This window comes from Niastella koreensis GR20-10 (assembly GCF_000246855.1).
GTDB classification, from domain to species: Bacteria; Bacteroidota; Bacteroidia; order Chitinophagales; family Chitinophagaceae; genus Niastella; species Niastella koreensis.
Genome location: NC_016609.1, coordinates 7,684,290 through 7,703,837, shown reverse-complemented (window position 1 = coordinate 7,703,837; position 19,548 = coordinate 7,684,290). Strand labels below are relative to the sequence as shown.

Here is a 19,548-nt window from a genome sequence, read left to right as displayed (position 1 = left end):
CTCTTATACAAAAAAGCCGCTACTTTTACACCGTTATGAAAAAGCTCCTGGTATTTATTGTAGCCGTTTTTTACCTGGGCACCTCCATAGGCGCCACGGTAAACCTGCATTACTGCATGGGCCGGCTTACCAACTGGGACCTTTCTGTAAAAGAAACGCATACCTGCGAAAGCTGCGGTATGGTGAAATCCACTTCAAAAAAAGGCGGATGCTGCGAGGATAAACACCACCGGTTACAGGTAGAAAAAGATCAAAAGGCCGAGAGCCGCTATCAACCCGAAGCACCGGTTGCCATCGCAGTAGTTACCACGTATGCCGATTTTGTAACTCCGGTCATTGCTTCCCTCGCTGAAGAACACCCTGTTTCCAATGCGCCCCCACGAGGTAAGGTGCCTCTCCGGATTCGTTATTGTATTTTCCGCATCTGATTTATTCCTCTTTTGTATAACCTGACGCTCTGTTGGGCCAGTGGCATTTGTTACATATATGCCTCCGTTCGTTTCCTTTTTACCCTAAATAATAATTATCGCATTTGAAAAAGTACTGTTGTGTACCTCAGTCTGCTTTTTCTATGCACCATAAATCTTCACACTAAAATTTATTCAAATGAAAAAGATTGTATTTGGGTTGCTGACAACCTTATCAGTGATTACGTATTCCTGCAGCAATAACGCTACCAACAAACCATCCGCCGAACAAACACCAGCTGCGCAAGAAGACACTACCGAAGTAAAAGTGGTGAAAGCCTCCTTTACCAAGGTTGATGCCGGTGTAACTGCATACATGAAAAATCTGACCAATAGTTACCTGCAGATCAAAAATGCGTTGATTGCCGGGAAAGCAACCGATGCCGGTGACGCTGCAAAAAACATGTCAGCTGCCATGAAGGGTTTCGACAAATCACTGCTTTCCGCAGATCAGAAAAATGTGTACGATCAGAATGAAGAAGACCTGAAAGAACACGCTGAGCATATCACTAAAAGCACTGGCGATATTGAACATCAGCGTGAACATTTTTCCATGATGAGCGAAGATATGTCTTCACTGGTGAAAGCTTTTGGCGGTGGTAAAACCCTGTACAACGATCATTGCCCCATGGCAAAAAATGGAAAAGGCGCCAACTGGTTAAGCGAAACCAAAGAAATAAAGAACCCCTACTTCGGTGAAAAGATGATGGAATGCGGAGAAGTGGAAGAGGAAATACAGTAATAACGAATATCATCCACCCACTTCAACATTCAATATTTGAAGCATGATCTCATCACTAATAACCTGGTCGCTAAGGAACCGGTACATCGTACTGGCAATGGCGGTGGCGCTGTTTATCTGGGGTTTCATCAATGTGCAAAAGAACCCCATCGACGCCATCCCCGACCTGTCTGAAAACCAGGTGATCGTTTTTACCGAGTGGATGGGCCGCAGTCCGCAAATTATAGAAGACCAGGTAACCTATCCCCTGGTGAGCAACCTCCAGGGCATTCCAAAGGTGAAGAATGTACGCGCCACCTCTATGTTCGGGATGAGTTTTGTGTACGTGATCTTCGAGGATAATACCGACATCTATTGGGCGCGCACCCGCGTGCTGGAACGCCTTAACTATGCACAACGCCTGTTACCAGAAGGCATCACGCCTACCCTTGGCCCCGATGGTACGGGAGTAGGCCATGTATTCTGGTATACCCTCGACGCCAAACAAATGGACCTGGGCGAACAACGCGCCCTGCAGGACTGGTACATAAAACTCGCTTTGCAAACGGTGCCTGGTGTAGCGGAAGTATCTTCCTTTGGCGGATTTGAAAAACAATACCAGCTGGTATTGGACCCGGTTAAACTGCAGTTTTACAATGTATCGCTCATGGATGTGATGAACAAGGTAAAAGCTGCCAATAATGATGTGGGCGGACGCAAGTTTGAAATGAGCGACATGGCTTATATCATTCGCGGACTGGGTTATATTAAAAGCAAGGAAGACCTGGAAAGCACCGCCGTGGGCAATTACAATGGCATTCCGGTTCGTGTAAAAGATATTGGCACGGTGCAAATGGGCGGCGATCTGCGATTGGGCATTTTTGATGAAAATGGCCAGGGCGAAGTAGTAGGCGGAATTGTTGTAATGCGGTATGGCGAAAATGCCGATAAAGTAATCACCGCTGTTAAAGCAAAGATGAAAGAGGTGGAAAAGGGCTTGCCCAATGGGGTGACCTTTAAAACCAGTTACGATCGCAGTGAGCTGATAGAGGCGGCCATCGGCAACGTAAAGAACAAGTTGATCGAGGAGATGGCGGTGGTTGCAGTGATCGTGGTCATTTTCCTGTTCCACTGGCGCAGCGCCTTAAGCATCATCATTCAAATTCCCATCACCATTGCGGTAAGTTTTATTCTGCTCAACGCCATTGGACTTTCTTCGAATATTATGTCATTAACCGGCATCGCACTGGCCATTGGGGTTATTGTGGACAATGGCATTATTATGAGTGAAAACGCCTATCGCCACCTGGCCGAATACCAGCAGCAGCAAAGTGAAAAATCATGACGAAACTATTTAACAAAATAAGCGGAAAGGATAAGCCCCGCATTCCCGAACTGGTGCGGATCCAGATCATTGAACGGGCCTGTAAGCAGGTATCGCGGGGGGTGTTCTTTTCAACCATCATTATCATTACTTCTTTTTTGCCGGTGTTTCTGTTAACCGGTCAGGAAGGAAAGTTGTTCCATCCGCTGGCATATACCAAAACCTTTATTATGGTGGTAGATGCCGTGCTGGTGGTAACCCTGGCGCCGGTGCTGATCTCTTTCTTTATGAAAGGGCGCTTCAGACCCGAAACCGCCAACCCGGTGAACCGGTTGCTGGAGCGCATTTATGAACCAGTGATAAAAGCCTGCATCAAATGGCGAAAAACAACCATTGCCATAAACATCATCGCATTGGCCATCAGCATTCCATTGCTCATGAGCCTGGGCCGGGAGTTTATGCCGCCGCTCGATGAAGGCTCGCTGTTGTTTATGCCGGTTACTTTGCCCGATGTATCGAACAGCGAAGTAAAACGCATTTTACAGGTGCAGGACAAGATCATTAAAACGGTCCCCGAAGTAAAGAATGTGTTGGGAAAAGCCGGTCGCGCCAATACAGCTACCGATAACTCGCCCATCAGCATGATCGAAACTATTATTTTGCTGAAACCACAAGCTGAATGGCGGGCTGGTATTACCAAGAACGACATCATCAATGAGCTGAATAACAAACTGCAAATTCCTGGTGTTACCAATGGCTGGACGCAACCCATCATCAACCGCATCAATATGCTCAGCACCGGTATCCGTACCGATGTGGGAGTAAAAGTATACGGACAAAACCTGGATACTATTTATGCGTTTGCGCAAACCATCAAGAAACAACTCGAAGGCGTTGATGGCGTAAAAGACCTGTATGTAGAACCGATCACCGGTGGCAAATACATCGACATCCACATCAAGCGTGATGAAATAAGCCGGTACGGGTTGAGTGTAGACGATGTAAACCGCGTGATTGAAATTGCCCTCGGTGGTATGAAACTCACGACTACGGTTGAAGGGCGGCAACGCTTCTCCGTAAATGCCCGGTTTGGTCAGGACTTTCGCAATAACCTCACTGCCCTCAAACGCCTGCAGGTGCAAACCATGAATTATGGTCCCGTTCCGTTGGAAGCAGTGGCCGATGTGTCTATTGCCGAAGGGCCGCCCATGATCAATTCGGAAAATGCCATGTTGCGTGGTACCGTGTTGTTCAATGTGCGTGAAAGGGATTTGGGAAGTACCGTAAATGAAGCGCGTGAAAAACTGAATACCATGATCAACAAGTTACCTAAGGGCTATTACCTGGAATGGAGTGGTCAGTACGAAAACCTGATGCGCAGCGAACAAACCCTGAAGCTGATTCTGCCTGTAGTGTTGCTGATAATTTTCATCTCTATGTATTTCGCATTTCATTCTGCCCGCGAAGCATTTCTCAGCCTTATCACCATCCCCTTTGCTTTGATCGGCGGGGCGTATATGATCTGGTTTTGGGGCGTGAATTTATCGGTAGCTGTAGCTGTAGGTTTCATTGCCTTGTTTGGACTGGCCGTTGAAACGGGCATTGTGATGGTGATTTACCTGAACGATGCCATGCAACAGCTGGTAGCCCGTAAAGGAAATTCCCGCGAAACCATTACCCTGCAGGATCTGCGCGAGTATGTGATTGCCGGCGCGGCCAAAAGGTTGCGACCCAAAATAATGACGGTATGTGTGTCGCTTTTTGCGCTGGTGCCCATTCTCTGGAGTCACGGGGTGGGCAGTGATGTAATGAAGCCGATCGTTTTGCCGATGGTGGGCGGGGTACTCACTTCGGCCACGCATATCCTATTGGTAACACCGTTGATCTTTTTGATGGGCAAAGAATATGAGTTACGTAAAAATGGAAAGATAGATGTGTTGGAGGTAAAGCATTGATCGTGAAACGGGAAACGGTCCGCCAGCCGGCGGATGAAAAAAACAAAGGACAAGCTATGTTCAAAAAATTATATTTCGCCATTATAACGTTCCACTTTGTTATTGCCTCTCAAGCGCAGACAACTATGGCGTTACAAGACATTTTAACCACGATGGAAAAGAACAACCCCGGGTTAAAAATGTACGAGGCAGAAGCCCGCGCATTTAATGAAGAAGCGAAAGGCGCCTACAGCTGGATGGCGCCTGAAGCCGGCGCCGGTTTATTTATGACGCCGTATAATACCAAAGAGATAAAGGCCAACCCTTCCATGATGAAAGAAGGCATGGGCTTTTTCATGATCAGCGCCCAGCAGATGTTTCCCAACAAAAGAAAGCAGGATGCCGAAGCCGCCTGGATGCGTTCTATGTCAACAGTAGAAACGGAAAAAAAGAAGATCGCATACAATGAACTGGCTTATAATGTAAAAAAGAGCTACTACGAATGGGTGGTGCTGTTAAAAAAACAAGCAGTGTTGGATGAAGGAAGCCGCATTCTGGATTTCATGATTAAAAGTGCAGAGATCCGATATAAAAACGGGTTGGGAAAGATCAGCGCTTATTACAAAGCCAAGGCAGCCTTGGCCAATATCGACAACATGAAGCTGATGCTGGATAATGATCTGCGTCAAAAGCGCATTATGCTCAATAGCCTGATGTACCGCAAAGTGGATACAGAGCTTACCATCGACACGTTGTATACCTGGAAGGACTTTCCGGCCACCGTGCTCGATTCGGCTTACCTCACCAGCCGGCGAAGCGATATCCAGGCATTACAGCGCAGCATGGAAGTGAACAACCTGCAACGGGATGCAGAGCTGGCCAAATTAAAACCGGAGTTTGGTATCCGGTACGATCACATGATCGGGCTCAGCACCCAACCGGCGCAATTCACCATTATGGGTATGGTAAAATTTCCACTGGCCAAATGGTCGTCAAAAATGAACAAGGCAAAAGCAGAAAGCCTGGTGTGGCAAAACGAGTCGTTGAAAAGCCAGCAGCAAATGATCCTTAATGAGGCAACCGGTATGGCCGGTTCAGCAAGGGCAGAGCTTGAAACAAAAAAGAAACAAATGCGATTGTACGAAACGCAGATTGTACCCTCGCTGCGCAAGAATTTTCAAACCATGGAATTGAGCTATGAACAAAACACCGAGCAGCTGTTTGAATTGTTCGACGCCTGGGACGCATTAAATATGACGCAATTAGAATACCTGGATCAATTGAAAGCCGCGCTGTTACTGCAAGCGGAGTTAGAAAGGATTTTAGAGATCAAATGAAGCTAATCATGAAAAAAGATAAATCAATCGGCAATCCCCCACAAGTAGGGGCTGGCTGGCAATCCGCAATCGGCAATTTTTTTCTCTGCCTTGCCCGCCGAAGCTTTAGCGTAGGAGGGCCGTTTGCCATTTGGCCCTTTGCCCTTTGCCTTTTGCCCTTTGCCTTCATTGCCTGTAAGGAAACGAAAAGAGAACAACCTGCAACCCAAGCCGCTTCCAAAGAAACCTACACCTGCCCCATGCACCCGCAAATAATAAAAGACAAGCCGGGCACCTGCCCTATTTGTGGTATGGACCTGGTAAAGAAAATCACTGCCGGCGAAAAGGTAACCGATGTTTCGTTGAACGATCTGTTGCGGCCCTCGAACCAGTATGTATTATCGGGTATCCCTACCGTACATATTCAACAGCGAAATGAACCGGTAGAGATCAACACCTACGGTTTTATCACGTACGATACGCGCCAGGAAGGCACCATTTCATCCAATGTAGCAGGACGAATTGAAAAGCTCTATGTGAAACACCGGTTTCAGGAAGTGAGCAAAGGGCAAAGGATAATGGATATTTACAGTCCTGAGTTACAAACGGCACAGCAAAACCTGTTGTTCCTGTTGCAGCACGATGCCGATAACCAGGTACTCATTTCAGCTGCCCGGCAAAAATTGTTATTGCTGGGTATAAATAATCAGCAACTGGAACAGGTTATAAAAAGCGGTAAACCGGTTTTTACAGTTTCTGTTTTTAGCGGGTACAGCGGTCATATTCATGAGAGCAGTCCGGAAGCCATGCAACAACCAGGACGACCGGGTATGAAAGACGTTTCGTTGATCACCGAGGAGCTGCAGTTAAAAGAAGGCATGTATGTAAACAAGGGACAGAATCTTTTAACAATTTACAATCCCTCCAAAGCCTGGGCGGTACTGAATATTTTTTCAGGTCAGGCAGGTATGGTGAAGGTGGGCGACAAAGTGCGCATAATGCCGGAAACTGCGCCAGATAAAGACTTCAGGGCAACCATCAATTTTATGGAACCCTTTTACCGGCCAGATAGTAAAACCGCCACTGCGCGCGTGTATTTCAACAACCCGGATATGGGTATTCCCATCGGAAGCCAGGTAAAGGCGGTGATCTTTGCAGGCGCCCGAACCGCCCGGTGGTTACCCGAGGAAGCCGTGCTTACACTTGGGTTGGATAAAGTGGTATTTATAAAAAAAGAGGATGCCTTTATTGCGCATAAAATTGAAGTAGGAATTGTGAATAATCATTTGATCCAGGTGTTGAATGGCCTTACTGAACAGGATGAAGTGGCCGCCAATGCCCAATATCTGGTAGATAGTGAGAGCTTTATTAAAGTGAAACAATAGGAAAAACGTATGCTACAGAATAAATTATTTTATAGTCCGGGCAGCAGGAATTCATCTCAGCTTTTCTTTCGCCTGTCCCGTACCTTTGGTCGGGAACGCTACCTTGTACGGCTGGTTTTCTGCTCAGCATTGTTTTTGCTGGCAACGGCCTGCAAAAACAAAAAGCCGGTTGAAGCAGTGAAGGCCGATGTGTATTATACCTGCTCCATGCACCCGCAGGTTGTACAGGACAAACCCGGCAACTGTCCTATTTGCCATATGGAGTTGATCCCGGTTAAAAAAACGAACGAAACTAAAGACGAGATCATGCTCAGCAATGAACAGATCCAACTGGGCAATATTCAAACCGATACCCTGGGCAGCGCCTTGATGGGCGATAAAGTAGTGTTGACGGCCACCCTGAACTTCGATGAAATGAAAGTGAATACCGTGAGCGCGCGTATTACAGGACGTATAGACAGGTTGTATTTTAAAAACAATGGTGACTTTATAAAAAAAGGCGATCATTTGTTCGATCTGTACAGCGAAGAATTGAATACCGCCAAACAGGAATACCTGGCCGCGCTGGAGCGGCAGCAGACCCTGGGCAACTCCATCATCGATTTTAAACAACTGTTGCAAAGCGCAAAAAACAAACTACTGTTATGGGGCGTAAGCGAATCACAGATAGATGCCCTGGCAAAAACAAAACAGTTCACCCCATTGACTGCCTTTTACAGTACAGCATCGGGATATGTAACCGAGTTGCCTGTAAAAGAAGGACAATATGTAACGGAAGGCAGCGTAGTGGTAAAACTCGCCGATCTGTCAACATTGTGGGCCGAAGCGCAGGTATATGCCTCGCAGCTGGCTTCGGTAGACTACCAGGGCGTGGCTATGGTGCAATTGCCCGATCTGCCCGGAGCTGCCATCACCGGTAAAGTAACTTTTGCCAACCCGGAAATAAGCACCGATACCCGCATTAATCTGTTGCGCATTTCCATTCCAAACACCAACAACCAGTTGAAACCAGGCATGCCTGCCTATGTAGTCCTGAAAAGCAGGGCCGGTAATGCGCTTACACTGCCAATCGATGCCGTACTACGCAACGGGCAAATGGCCATGGTTTGGGTGCAAACTGCCGGTAATACTTACAGGCGAAGAATGGTGGAAACCGGTTTGGAAAGCGGCGATCGCATCGAAATAAGATCAGGCCTGCAGAATGGCGATGTGGTAGTGATAAGCGGAGCGTATTTACTGAACAGTGAATATGTCTTCAAAAAAGGCTCGGCAGCTATGGAAGGGCATATGCACTAACAACAAACCTGACTGTTTCCCATTAAGGGAATTCTTTAAAGAAAGGTACGGTCTGGCTTCGGTTAGTGTTCGGTTAGTGTTCGACTATCCCGTATTGGGAAGGCAGGGCATTTGAGGCTATCTGGAAGGGGTATTAAATGAAAAAGCGCCCCTTTTGGGACGCTCTTGTGAAAACTCTATTAATTGTTGAATGACTGGACGGAGTTGCTTATTTTACTTTGTTTACTACGGTTTCTTCAACATAGCTGTGGCTTCTGTTGATTGCGTAAACTTCAGTAGAATTGTTGTTTTTGGATCTTACTACAACATGCAGTGCTGCATCACCAAACTCTTCAGACTTCAACATGAATTTTTTAGTTAAGCTGGCGCCTTTTAATTTATCAGTGTAAAAAACGTTGCCATACTCATCGCGGAAAGTAACTGTGTACTCATCCTCAATGGCAGAGTTCAGGCTCAGTTCAAATACAGGTTGATTATCTTTATTGCCTACAAACTTTAAATCAGTTACGTGTTTATTGTTAGGGCCTTCGTTGTTAGCCAGTGTAGTATTAGAAAATGCTAAGGTAAAAGCTACTAATGCGATTGCGATAATGCTGTAATTCTTCATAAATCTTATTTTATATATTTCTTATTTCTGTTTAATGTTTGCTATGTAAGCAAATCCGCAGGCAGGCTAATCGTACGTCTAGTTCGCGAAGAGAGGGCAACTTTTCTTTATTCATTACACCCGTTTGGTGTTTGTTGCCTTTCGTGATACAAACTTACTACGCGGTAAGGCGCTGTAAAAATCAACTCTATCGTATTTATAGGATGGTAAACCCCCATACGAAATGTTAAAACCCGCTACCATAAAGGGTTTCACCCAAATACCGCCATGATGCCCAACCCGTTTTGGGACCCTTCAGCGGCGTACCCGTTAATAATTTTTTAACGCATTTCTGCATGTTGAGGCACTCAAAATGCCATTTAAAGCCTTATTTACCGCTAACAATTGTTAGCTTTTGCGACAATTATGACTATCTTTGAAATCACTAAAAACGTAATTGCCATGTTGGTGCAGGAATTAGAAAAGATCTTCCTTTCTAAAATTGACCAGGAAATCAAGATTGAACCAAAAGACTGGATGCCAGATGCTTACAGGAAAACCCTGATCCGTCAGATCTCGCAACATGCGCACAGTGAAATTGTAGGCATGCTGCCGGAAGGCAACTGGATAGGCCGGGCGCCCAGTCTGAAACGAAAAGCCATTCTGCTGGCCAAGGTGCAGGATGAAGCCGGGCATGGCCTGTACCTGTATTCAGCTACTGAAACGCTGGGTACCACCCGTGAACAAACAATACTCGACCTGCACAGCGGCAAAGCCAAATACTCTTCTATTTTTAATTACCCTACCCTTACCTGGGCCGATATTGGTGCTGTTGGCTGGCTGGTTGATGGAGCTGCCATCCTGAACCAGGTAATGTTGTGCCGCACTTCCTACGGCCCTTATGCACGCGCTATGGTGCGTATATGTAAGGAAGAAAGTTTTCACCAACGGCAGGGCTTCGATATCCTGATGGCGCTGTCAAAAGGCACACCTGAACAACGCGCCATGTGCCAGGACGCTATCAACAGATGGTGGTGGCCTTCGCTGATGATGTTTGGTCCGCACGACAGTGAATCAACCAACAGCGAACAAAGCACCAAATGGAAGATAAAGCGCATGAGCAATGATGAGTTGCGGCAGAGGTTTGTTGACATGATTGCCGAACAGGTAAAAGTGTTGAACATGACGCTGCCCGATCTCCATCTGAAATGGAATGAACAAACCAGTCATTACGATTTTGGGGAAATAAACTGGACGGAATTCTGGAATGTGGTAAAAGGCAATGGTCCCTGCAATAAACAACGGCTGGATGCCCGGCGCAAAGCCTGGGATGAAGGTGCGTGGGTGCGCGAAGCGGCCAGTGTGTATGCCGCAAAAAGAAAAGCACGTGCAGAAAAGAAAGAGGAAAAGCAGATAGCCTGAAAAGAGGTTGAAGGGTTGACAGGTTAACACGTTAGTTGATATTGTTGATAGAGTTGACAGCGTTGATAAAGGAAGAATAAAGGGTTAAAATAAAAGTAAGTAAAATGGATATAAGGATAATTAAATATTATTACGGCGATATCCCCGAAGATAATGGGGGCGGTGTAAAAGAAATTAGTCAGAGAGCTGCCAACTCCTCCCCCACCGGGGGAGGCCGGGAGGGGGCTGGTGCCGACTGGCCATTATGGGAAGTATTCATTCGCAGCAAACAGGGCATCGATCATAAGCACGTGGGCAGTTTACATGCTGCCGATGCACAAATGGCCATTGAAAATGCCCGTGATGTGTATACCCGCCGCATGGAAGGAGTAAGCATTTGGGTAGTGGAAAGCAAATACATTCATGCTTCCAATCCCGATGAAGCGGAATCGCTGTACGAGCCGGCCAACGATAAGGTATACCGGCATCCAACGTTTTACGATCTGCCCGATGAATTAACCCATATGTAAACCTGCCATGACAAAGGATAAATTATATAACTATACGCTTCATTTGGCCGACAATGCGCTTATGCTGGCGCAACGCAACAGCGAGTGGTGCGGGCATGGGCCGGTGCTGGAACAGGACATTGCCATCACTAATATTTCATTAGACCTGATTGGGCAGGCGAGGAGTTTGTACCAGTATGTGGCTGAATTGGTAAATAATGCTGCAACCTCTACTCCGCCAGCTGGCGGAGGAGGCCGGGAGGGGGCTAAAGAAGCTACTGAAGACTCGCTAGCCTATCTGCGCGATGTTCGTGAATATAAAAACTGCCTGTTGGTTGAACAGCCCAATGGCGATTGGGCGCAAACTATTTTACGACAGTTCTTCTTCAGTTTATATCAATACGGGTTATACCAGCAATTACTGCAATCAACCGATGCTACCCTGGCGGCCATTGCAGAAAAATCGTTGAAAGAAGTGACCTATCATGTTCGCTGGAGCAGTGAATGGGTGATTCGCCTGGGCGATGGCACCGAAGAAAGTCACAATCGCCTGGAGAATGCGCTCGAAGAATTATGGACGTTTACCGGTGAATTGTTTACCCCGGCCAGCTATGAGCTGGAGGCGGTTAAAGCCGGTTTTGGCGTTGATGTAAGCGCGCTGAAACCGGAGTGGGAACAAAAAGTAAATGAAATTTTTTCGGAAGCAACACTTTCCTCTCCGCCAGCCGGCGGAGGAGGTCGGGAGGGGGCAGTGTGGATGCAGGCAGGTGGCAAAGAAGGTATCCATACCGAACAGCTCGGCTACATACTGGCAGAGTTGCAATACATGCAACGTGCCTATCCCGAAGCTGAATGGTAGGAGTCAACAGGCAATAGACAATTGGCAATGGGCAATCCTTCGCTTCGCTCAGTACAATAGCCAAAAATGAGCGATTGAAACTTGCAGACGTGAATACAATAACTAACATACCGGTTCAGAAAGTATGGTCCATATTAGAAGAAGTATGCGACCCGGAAGTGCCCGTGTTAACAATTGTTGATCTGGGTATAGTAAGAGACGTAAAAGTTGCCAGGGTTAATAATGAAGAAGCGGTGGAAGTGGTGATCACGCCCACGTATTCAGGATGCCCCGCCATGGATGTCATTCGTATGAACATTCGCATGGCGCTGTTGCAGCACGAGTATAAAAATGTGCAGATCACAACCGTGTTATCTCCTGCCTGGACAACCGACTGGATGACCGAAGCTGGCAAGGAAAAATTGAAAGCCTATGGGATTGCGCCTCCCAATGTTAAACAACAGGTTTGCAATACTCATTTGTTTGCAGAAGATGAGGCGGTGCAGTGCCCCCATTGTAATTCGTATAATACCCGCCGGATAAGTGAGTTTGGATCTACCGCCTGCAAATCGTTGTACCAGTGTAACGATTGCCAGGAACCGTTCGACTATTTCAAATGCCATTAATAACATTGATCTTAATAACATGCCACCTATTTTTTTTACCATTCAAGCGGGTGTTGCCACCATTACCCTGAACCGCCCCGACAAATTAAATTCCTTTAACCGCGAAATGGCTTTACTCCTGCAGGAGAAGCTGGAAGAATGTGCAGCCGCACCTGCCATTCGTTGTGTGTTGATAACGGGTGCAGGAAAAGGTTTTTGTGCCGGTCAGGACCTGGCCGAAGTGATTGACCCGAATGGTCCCGGGATGCAACGAATTTTGAGCGAACATTACAATCCCATCATATCCCACATTCGCAATATGCCCAAACCGGTTGTAGCGGCCGTTAACGGTGTGGCTGCCGGCGCCGGCGCCAATATTGCCCTGGCCTGCGATATTGTGGTGGCCGCCCAATCGGCTTCCTTTATTCAGGCATTTTCAAAACTGGGGTTAATTCCCGATAGCGGTGGTACGTATACGCTGCCCCGGTTGATTGGCTGGCAAAAAGCAAGCGCCATTATGATGCTGGGTGATAAAATACCTGCTACGCTGGCCGAACAATGGGGTATGATCTATAAAGTTTTTTCTGACGATGAGTTTGGGGTTGAAAGCAATAAAATTGCAGATACATTATCTCAAATGCCCACCAAGGGCCTGGCCTTTACCAAGCACGCACTCAGCTATTCCATGACCAACAGCCTGGAAGAACAACTATTGCTGGAAGATGAATTGCAGCAAAAAGCCGCCAGTACCCACGATTTTAATGAAGGTATTCAGGCCTTCCTCGAAAAACGCGCCCCGCATTTCAAAGGGGAATAATTTCAAAATAGTAGTATGTCAGACAGCAAATCGAAGACTACGGCCATCGTTGATGCCATGATGGGCAAAGACTATTTCAGCCAGTGGCTGGGTATTGAAAGGCTGGAAGAAAAGGAAGGGTTCTGCAAATTAAGAATGACGGTGCGTAAGGAAATGTGCAATGGGTTTGAAATGGCACATGGCGGCATCAGTTATTCATTTGCGGATAGTGCGCTGGCCTTTGCCTCCAACAGCCATGGCCGGCATGCCGTTTCCATTGAAACATCTATTTCGCATATAAAACCATTGAAGACAGGCGATGTAATTACTGCTACCGCCGAAGAAAAAAGCCGCGGTAATAAAATTGCTATTTATGATGTGCGTGTGGAAAAAGAGAGCGGTGAGTTGGTCGCATTGTTTAAAGGCACCGTATTCAGAAAGGAAACCGAATGGAACGTGTAGGTCCCATTCGGTTTGTTCAATATTACTGATTCACCAGTTTTAAGGCGCCATCACTATAACGCTGTCCAACGTTGGGGTATTTATTAACAACAGCTTCAATATTCTTCAACTCCCCTTCGGTTAAAGTAATATCCACGGCAGCTGCATTTTCCTCCAGGTATTTTCTTTTTTTCGTTCCGGGAATGGGGATCAGGTCTTCGCCCTGCGCCAATACCCAGGCCAATGCCAGTTGAGCCGGTGTGCATCCCTTTTGTTCAGCCAGTTCCGCAAATTCACTCACCAGCAGGTGATTGTTTTGCCAGTTCTCCCCTTGAAACCGGGGCACTGTCCTGCGGAAATCATCACTGGGAAGACTTTCCTTATCCTGCACAGTGGCAGTTACCAATCCCCTTGCCAGCGGACTGTAAGGAACAAACGTAATTCCTAATTCCCGGCAGGTATTGAGAATGTCGCCTTCTACATCGCGGGTAAGCAGCGAATATTCACTTTGCAGGGCCGCAATGGGATGAACCGCATGCGCTTTGCGCAGTGTTTTGGCAGACGCTTCAGATAAACCCAGGAACCGAACTTTACCTGCTGCAACCAGATCGGCCATGGCGCCTACCATTTCTTCAACAGGCACATTGGGATCGATGCGGTGCGCATAATACAGATCGATGGTATCGATCTTCAGCCGTTGCAAACTTTTTTCAACTGCTGTTTTTATGTAAGCAGGTGAACCATCGATGTAAGTGGCTGGAGCTCCGGTAGCAGTGGTTGATCCGTCCTGTCTTACCCTGAACCCGAATTTGGTAGCAATAAAGATCTTGTTCCTGTTGGGCGCCAGTACATTTGAGATCAGCTCTTCATTATGGCCCATACCATACATGTCGGCCGTATCCCAGAAATTAATGCCCAGCTCCAATGCCCTGTTCAGCGTAGCGATGGACTCCTCATCATTACGCGGTCCGTAGGCAAAACTCATACCCATGCAGCCCAGCCCGATGGCTGATAGCTGAACACCGGTGTTGCCCAGGTTTCTGTATTTCATAAAATTGTGTTTAGGAAACAAATTTAATTTAAACAATAGCCGGATGACTTGTCTTTTTCAAACCAATGCTTGCAAAATTCAAACCATGGAAATGAGTTTTTAATCGGTTCTTAACTGGTTCTCAAATTACTGGTAACAAAACTATCTTTGGTAAAAGCATGCGTGTATGATCTATTCATTCAAAGGATTTATCCCTGTTGTTCATCCCTCATCATTTATACATCCGCAGGCGGCGGTTACTGGTAATGTTATTATTGGCAAACATGTATATGTGGGGCCGGGAGCTGCCATTCGTGGCGACTGGGGCGGTATTGTGATTGAGGATGGTTGTAATGTGCAGGAGAACTGCACCATTCATATGTTCCCCGGCGTTACGGTGTTGTTGAAAGAAGGCGCGCATATTGGTCATGGTGCCGTTATCCATGGCGCCACAATTGGCCGTAACTGTTTAGTAGGAATGAACAGCGTAATCATGGACAACGTAGATCTCGGCGATGAATGCATTGTAGGCGCACTCAGTTTAATAAAAGCCGATGAAAAAATTCCCGTCCGCAGTCTGCTCGTCGGCAATCCGGCTAAAATTATAAAGCCCGTTTCTGATGAAATGATTGCTTGGAAAACGGAAGGTACTCGTCTTTATCAAGCTTTACCTGGGGAAATGAAGGAGGAGTGGTTAGCGTGTGAGCCTTTGTCTGAATTGCCGCTTGATAGGCCGGAACAGGCATCTCTTTACAAAACCTGGATTGAGATTAAAGGGGCAAGTTGATAGCGTTGACAGGTTAACACGTTGACAGGTTAACACGGTGACACGTTAACAGGTTGACAAGTTAACAGGTTGACACGTTAACATGGAGGCCTGAGTGATTAATAGGGAAAAAATTGACAAATGATAAGTTTTTTGGGATAAGTTATTAGTTATTAATAATAGTTATACCTTTTGTGTAAACGAAATCATGTTTAAGGAAGGGTTTCAGAGTTTTGAGGAATTGGATGTATGGAAAAAGGCCAGAGATTTAAAGAATGAAATATTTCAACTGGTTAAAGCTTTTCCTGCCGAGGAAAAATATCGCCTTATTGATCAGATAGTAAGAAGTTCCCGTTCTGTTAATAGTCAAATTGCCGAAGGCCATGGCAAACGTACGAATAAAGACAAAATAAAATATTGTACACAAGCACGTGGTTCTTTAAGTGAAACACTTAACCATTTCATCGATGCCTTTGACTGTTCATATATCACTACTGAACAGCTGCAATATTATCGGAATAGAATAAATCAGGTAGAAAAAATACTAAATGGCTATATAAGATATTTAAAAAGTCTCCCTCCGGACATCTCCTGAATTTACATAGCTCTCGTTAACAACCAGTTACCCTGTCAACGTGTCAACCTGTTAACCCGTCAACTCTGCCCCCTAAACCGTATCTTTGCCGGTCAATTATCAAAAAAATAAGTGGAAAAGACAAACTTTGTAGATCAGATACGAATATTCTGCCGCAGCGGCCACGGAGGCGCAGGCAGCAAGCACTTCATGCGTACCAAATTTAACCCGCAGGCGGGACCTGATGGTGGAGATGGCGGACGGGGCGGACATATTATCCTGCGCGGGAATAAAAACCTGTGGACTTTACTACACCTTCGATACTATAAAAATGTACTGGCCGAAGATGGCCAGGGTGGAAATAAAAACAATATGACAGGCCGCGATGGTAAAGACATTATCATTGAAGTACCCCTTGGTACCGTTGCCCGCGATGAAGAGACCGAAGAACAGGAAGCAGAGATCCTGGAACATGGACAGGAAGTAGTTTGGATAAAAGGTGGCCGCGGTGGACTGGGTAATGCTCAGTTTGCAACCCCTACCAACCAGGCGCCTGAATACGCACAACCCGGTGAACCCGGTGAAGAGGCCTGGAAGGTGCTGGAATTAAAGGTACTGGCCGATGTAGGCTTGGTAGGCTTTCCAAATGCCGGTAAGTCAACATTGTTATCTGTGATCACAGCCGCCAAACCCAAAATTGCCGACTACGCATTTACGACAATAACGCCTAACCTGGGTATAGTAGCCTATCGCGATGGCCGAAGCTTTTGCATTGCCGATCTGCCGGGTATTATTGAAGGCGCCGCCGAAGGCCGGGGACTGGGGCACCGTTTCCTGCGCCATATTGAACGCAACTCAGTACTGCTTTTTGTTATCCCTGCCGATAGCAATGATCATAGAAAGGAATTCAACATCCTGCTGAATGAGCTGGAGCAATACAATCCCGAACTGCTGCACAAGCAATTCCTCATTGCAATAAGCAAGAGCGAAATGCTGGATGATGAGTTGAAAGCGGCCGTAGTAAAGGAGTTGCCAACAAACGTCCCTCATATCTTTATTTCTTCTGTAAGTCAACTTGGATTGGTGGAGCTGAAGGATATGTTATGGAAGGCCCTTAATGAAGAGCAGGAAGTGGAGAAGTAGTATGCACATATTGTGACAAAACACCATAAGCTTTACAACTAACCGGGTATTGTAAATGCCGCCGATATAGTTACCTTAGGGTATCCCTAATTCTGTTTACTATGGCGGCTATAACCGGACTCTTACAACGCCTGACTACCCTGGTGCGCAATGTCCTTCGTGCACTATGGGTTTTCTTCCCGGGCATTCTTTTTCTTGTATTAACGCTGGCTTGTTTCTGGAACCTGGCACAAGGTAAAGACCTGATGGTGCTGGCAACCGAGCACCGCGGCTTTTTCCTGTTATTTCAATCCTTCTTAAGTTTTCTGGTACTGGTGAGCTGGTATGCAGCCCGTACCGTGGCCAACGCCAAAAGGCAATGCGTATATGCTGCACCGGATTATTTGCCGGAAGGGTACTATAAACACATGCCACGCTTTATAGGCTTTACCCTGTTCTCTATTATTATGCTGGCCTTTGTGCAAACACCCCTGTTTGGCTACGACATAGAAAGCGATAGCAAGTTGTTCTTTTGGTTATTGATAGCATCGGTTCCCTATTACTTTTGGATGAACCGGTTTTTTGAACGGCGGTTCAAGACCATCCGGTTGAACAAACTGTTTTTTGTAACGGTGGTGATCCTGGTGGGCGGTTCCTCATTAATTACGGCTAACATCCGCCGTTATTCCTGGCTGGTGATAGTTATGATGCTGGTGTTGCAGGCCTGTTTTATGATCCTGGTTGTTACCCGGCGGGAGGCGCTGGAAAAAGAAAAGAAATCGGGTAAGAAAGTAGTACCGGTAACAAGCAAAAGATTCCGGCTGGCCAGCTTTCTCGGCATTCCACCCGAAGAAATCCGATTTCACATTGCCTTTTTATTAATAAGCCTGGTAGCGCTGGTTATTTACCTGGCCTGTACGCTCAATGTGGCCTTTGCAGTTAGCCTGGGTACCTTCCCCTTTGTATTGCTGGCATTCTCTGTATTTATGGGGTTTGGATTTATTATGACGTTTATCTCTGTTCGCATTGGTATCAACATCCATATTATTTTCCTGCTGCTTGTTTTCATTTTCGGCCAGTGGACGGAACGCCACCATGTGGCATTGGTTCAAAAAAAAGACACCATCAAAGAAAGCTTTGCAGATAAAGCCAGTGTAAAGGACTATTTTATTCAATGGGTAAAAGATCGCGATACGCTGATCAGGAAATCGAAAGAGTTTCCTGTGTACTTTGTACTATCAGATGGCGGCGCTTCGCGCTCCGGTTACTGGGTGGCTTCGGTATTGGGAAAACTGGAAGATACTTCGCAACACGGGTTTTCAAAACACCTTTTTTGTTTATCTGGAGCTTCGGGTGGCAGTGTAGGCAATGCGGCTTTTTATACCCTGTTAAAAGATGCAGCCGACCGGCCTGATAAAGATCTGCCAGGTAACCAGCCCTTCTACCAGGCGGGGAAAGAATACCTGCGCAGCGATTTTCTTACGTATACACTCAGCCGTATGCTGGGCCACGATTTCCTGGTTACCATGTTTCCATTCAATACCGGTGACGACCGGGCCAAAGCACTAACAGATGCCCTGGAACAGGCGCCTAAGGATAGTGTGTTGTTAAAGAACCAGCTGCAGGTGCCATTTTCAGAATTGGCGGTGTATAAAAACCGGGTAAACACCAAACTGCCCATTCTTTGTGTGAATACTACCCGTATGCAGGATGGAGCGCCGTCCGTGATCAGCACCATCGCCATTGACCCAATTACATTTAATAACCGGATTGATGTACTGGCACGGCTTACCGGTAAAAATGATATGAAGCTGAGCACGGCAGTAGTGCTGGGCGCCAGCTTTCCTTATATAAGTCCGGCCGGACGTATAGACGGGTTAAAGTTTTTGAAACAGGGGCCTACGGAGTTTCCTTTTTACTTTGTAGATGGCGGGTATGTGGATAATTCCGGCGCCGGGGTGGTGCATGAGATGATCATTAAATTGAATGCCCTGCGCGATTCCATCTGCGCTTCAAAGAACGATACCATTCTGCAAAGCAATTGTCAGAAGATCACGTTTTACGTAATGCACATCAGCAATGGCCCCGAGGGCGATATATTATTAAAAAAGGTTAATCCGTTTGTGAACGACCTGGCGGCGCCCATTAAAACCCTTATGGGTGCTTATGGCGTGCAAACAAGTATCAACGATAGCCGGCTGAAGAATTACCTGTCGGGCCTGTACCGGAATAACCTGCATTACAAACCTATAAATCTCTACCGGCCCCAGGAGCCCCTGAAATACTCCATGAACTGGGTCATTTCGGGCCGAACGTTGGATAGCATGGACCAGCGGTTATATTCCGGCGATGTACGGGCCTATATGGTAAAGATCCTGCAGGAACTAAAGCGTTAAAGGGTTGTGGGGGGTAAACAATTCATCCGGCAAACCTTTGC

At 46.6% G+C, this 19,548-nt stretch carries 19 protein-coding genes; 17 read left to right on the top strand and 2 right to left on the bottom strand.

Going from position 1 to position 19,548, the window contains the following annotated elements:
- The first annotated feature begins 35 nt into the window (after positions 1-35).
- From NIAKO_RS30590 to NIAKO_RS30560, 7 genes are all read left to right on the top strand, one after another.
- A complete protein-coding gene (locus tag NIAKO_RS30590) occupies positions 36-428 on the top strand; it encodes an HYC_CC_PP family protein (protein WP_014222350.1) in 393 nt (130 codons plus the stop codon).
- A 178-nt stretch (positions 429-606) separates the two neighbouring features.
- Entirely contained in the window at positions 607-1,209 is a 603-nt protein-coding gene (locus NIAKO_RS30585; protein WP_014222349.1) for a DUF3347 domain-containing protein, read from the top strand.
- 43 nt (positions 1,210-1,252) lie between these two features.
- Positions 1,253-2,533: an efflux RND transporter permease subunit gene (locus NIAKO_RS39645; RefSeq protein WP_014222348.1), complete on the top strand. Its 1,281-nt coding sequence runs from the start codon at positions 1,253-1,255 to the stop codon at positions 2,531-2,533.
- Complete coding sequence (locus tag NIAKO_RS39640; protein WP_014222347.1) at positions 2,530-4,467, top strand: efflux RND transporter permease subunit; 1,938 nt, start codon at positions 2,530-2,532, stop codon at positions 4,465-4,467. Before NIAKO_RS39645 ends, NIAKO_RS39640 begins: the two co-directional genes overlap by 4 nt.
- Positions 4,468-4,523: 56 nt before the next feature.
- Entirely contained in the window at positions 4,524-5,783 is a 1,260-nt protein-coding gene (locus NIAKO_RS30570) for a TolC family protein (RefSeq protein WP_014222346.1), read from the top strand.
- Between the two features lie 8 nt (positions 5,784-5,791).
- Positions 5,792-7,147 carry a heavy metal-binding domain-containing protein gene (locus NIAKO_RS30565; RefSeq protein WP_207622344.1) on the top strand — a complete coding sequence of 452 codons (1,356 nt, stop codon included), beginning with the start codon at positions 5,792-5,794 and terminating at the stop codon, positions 7,145-7,147.
- A gap of 9 nt (positions 7,148-7,156) precedes the next feature.
- Entirely contained in the window at positions 7,157-8,443 is a 1,287-nt protein-coding gene (locus NIAKO_RS30560; RefSeq protein WP_014222344.1) for an efflux RND transporter periplasmic adaptor subunit, read from the top strand.
- A 208-nt stretch (positions 8,444-8,651) separates the two neighbouring features.
- On the opposite strand, the gene NIAKO_RS30555 is transcribed toward NIAKO_RS30560, so the two are convergent.
- Positions 8,652-9,050, bottom strand: coding sequence for a hypothetical protein (locus NIAKO_RS30555; protein WP_014222343.1), 399 nt, complete (start codon positions 9,048-9,050; stop codon positions 8,652-8,654).
- Positions 9,051-9,455: 405 nt separating this feature from the next.
- On the opposite strand from NIAKO_RS30555, the gene paaA reads away from it, so the two are divergent.
- The 6 genes from paaA (at position 9,456) to paaI (ending at position 13,640) form a co-directional block, all read left to right on the top strand.
- The gene (paaA, locus tag NIAKO_RS30550) at positions 9,456-10,451 is read left to right on the top strand and encodes a 1,2-phenylacetyl-CoA epoxidase subunit PaaA (protein WP_049815642.1); all 996 of its coding nucleotides are present in this window, start codon (positions 9,456-9,458) and stop codon (positions 10,449-10,451) included.
- A gap of 104 nt (positions 10,452-10,555) precedes the next feature.
- The gene (gene paaB / locus NIAKO_RS39445; RefSeq protein ID WP_014222341.1) at positions 10,556-10,960 is read left to right on the top strand and encodes a 1,2-phenylacetyl-CoA epoxidase subunit PaaB; all 405 of its coding nucleotides are present in this window, start codon (positions 10,556-10,558) and stop codon (positions 10,958-10,960) included.
- A gap of 7 nt (positions 10,961-10,967) precedes the next feature.
- Positions 10,968-11,798 (top strand): 1,2-phenylacetyl-CoA epoxidase subunit PaaC, encoded by an 831-nt coding sequence (gene paaC / locus NIAKO_RS30540; RefSeq protein WP_014222340.1) that lies wholly within the window; start codon positions 10,968-10,970, stop codon positions 11,796-11,798.
- A gap of 89 nt (positions 11,799-11,887) precedes the next feature.
- Positions 11,888-12,403, top strand: coding sequence for a 1,2-phenylacetyl-CoA epoxidase subunit PaaD (gene paaD / locus NIAKO_RS30535; protein WP_049815641.1), 516 nt, complete (start codon positions 11,888-11,890; stop codon positions 12,401-12,403).
- Positions 12,404-12,422: 19 nt separating this feature from the next.
- A complete protein-coding gene (locus NIAKO_RS30530; RefSeq protein ID WP_014222338.1) occupies positions 12,423-13,199 on the top strand; it encodes an enoyl-CoA hydratase-related protein in 777 nt (258 codons plus the stop codon).
- 15 nt (positions 13,200-13,214) lie between these two features.
- On the top strand, positions 13,215-13,640 hold the full coding sequence (paaI, locus tag NIAKO_RS30525) for a hydroxyphenylacetyl-CoA thioesterase PaaI (protein WP_014222337.1): 426 nt from the start codon (positions 13,215-13,217) through the stop codon (positions 13,638-13,640).
- 22 nt (positions 13,641-13,662) lie between these two features.
- Here the strand turns inward: paaI and NIAKO_RS30520 are convergent, their stop codons facing one another.
- The gene (locus NIAKO_RS30520) at positions 13,663-14,670 is read right to left on the bottom strand and encodes an aldo/keto reductase (RefSeq protein WP_014222336.1); all 1,008 of its coding nucleotides are present in this window, start codon (positions 14,668-14,670) and stop codon (positions 13,663-13,665) included.
- Between the two features lie 166 nt (positions 14,671-14,836).
- On the opposite strand from NIAKO_RS30520, the gene NIAKO_RS30515 reads away from it, so the two are divergent.
- The 4 genes from NIAKO_RS30515 to NIAKO_RS30500 all read left to right on the top strand — a co-directional run bounded on the left by NIAKO_RS30515 (position 14,837) and on the right by NIAKO_RS30500 (position 19,507).
- Positions 14,837-15,436 carry an acyltransferase gene (locus NIAKO_RS30515; RefSeq protein WP_014222335.1) on the top strand — a complete coding sequence of 200 codons (600 nt, stop codon included), beginning with the start codon at positions 14,837-14,839 and terminating at the stop codon, positions 15,434-15,436.
- Between the two features lie 187 nt (positions 15,437-15,623).
- Positions 15,624-16,010, top strand: coding sequence for a four helix bundle protein (locus NIAKO_RS30510; RefSeq protein ID WP_014222334.1), 387 nt, complete (start codon positions 15,624-15,626; stop codon positions 16,008-16,010).
- A gap of 111 nt (positions 16,011-16,121) precedes the next feature.
- Complete coding sequence (gene obgE, locus NIAKO_RS30505; protein ID WP_014222333.1) at positions 16,122-17,132, top strand: GTPase ObgE; 1,011 nt, start codon at positions 16,122-16,124, stop codon at positions 17,130-17,132.
- 101 nt (positions 17,133-17,233) lie between these two features.
- Positions 17,234-19,507 carry a patatin-like phospholipase family protein gene (locus tag NIAKO_RS30500; RefSeq protein WP_014222332.1) on the top strand — a complete coding sequence of 758 codons (2,274 nt, stop codon included), beginning with the start codon at positions 17,234-17,236 and terminating at the stop codon, positions 19,505-19,507.
- Positions 19,508-19,548: the final 41 nt, after the last annotated feature.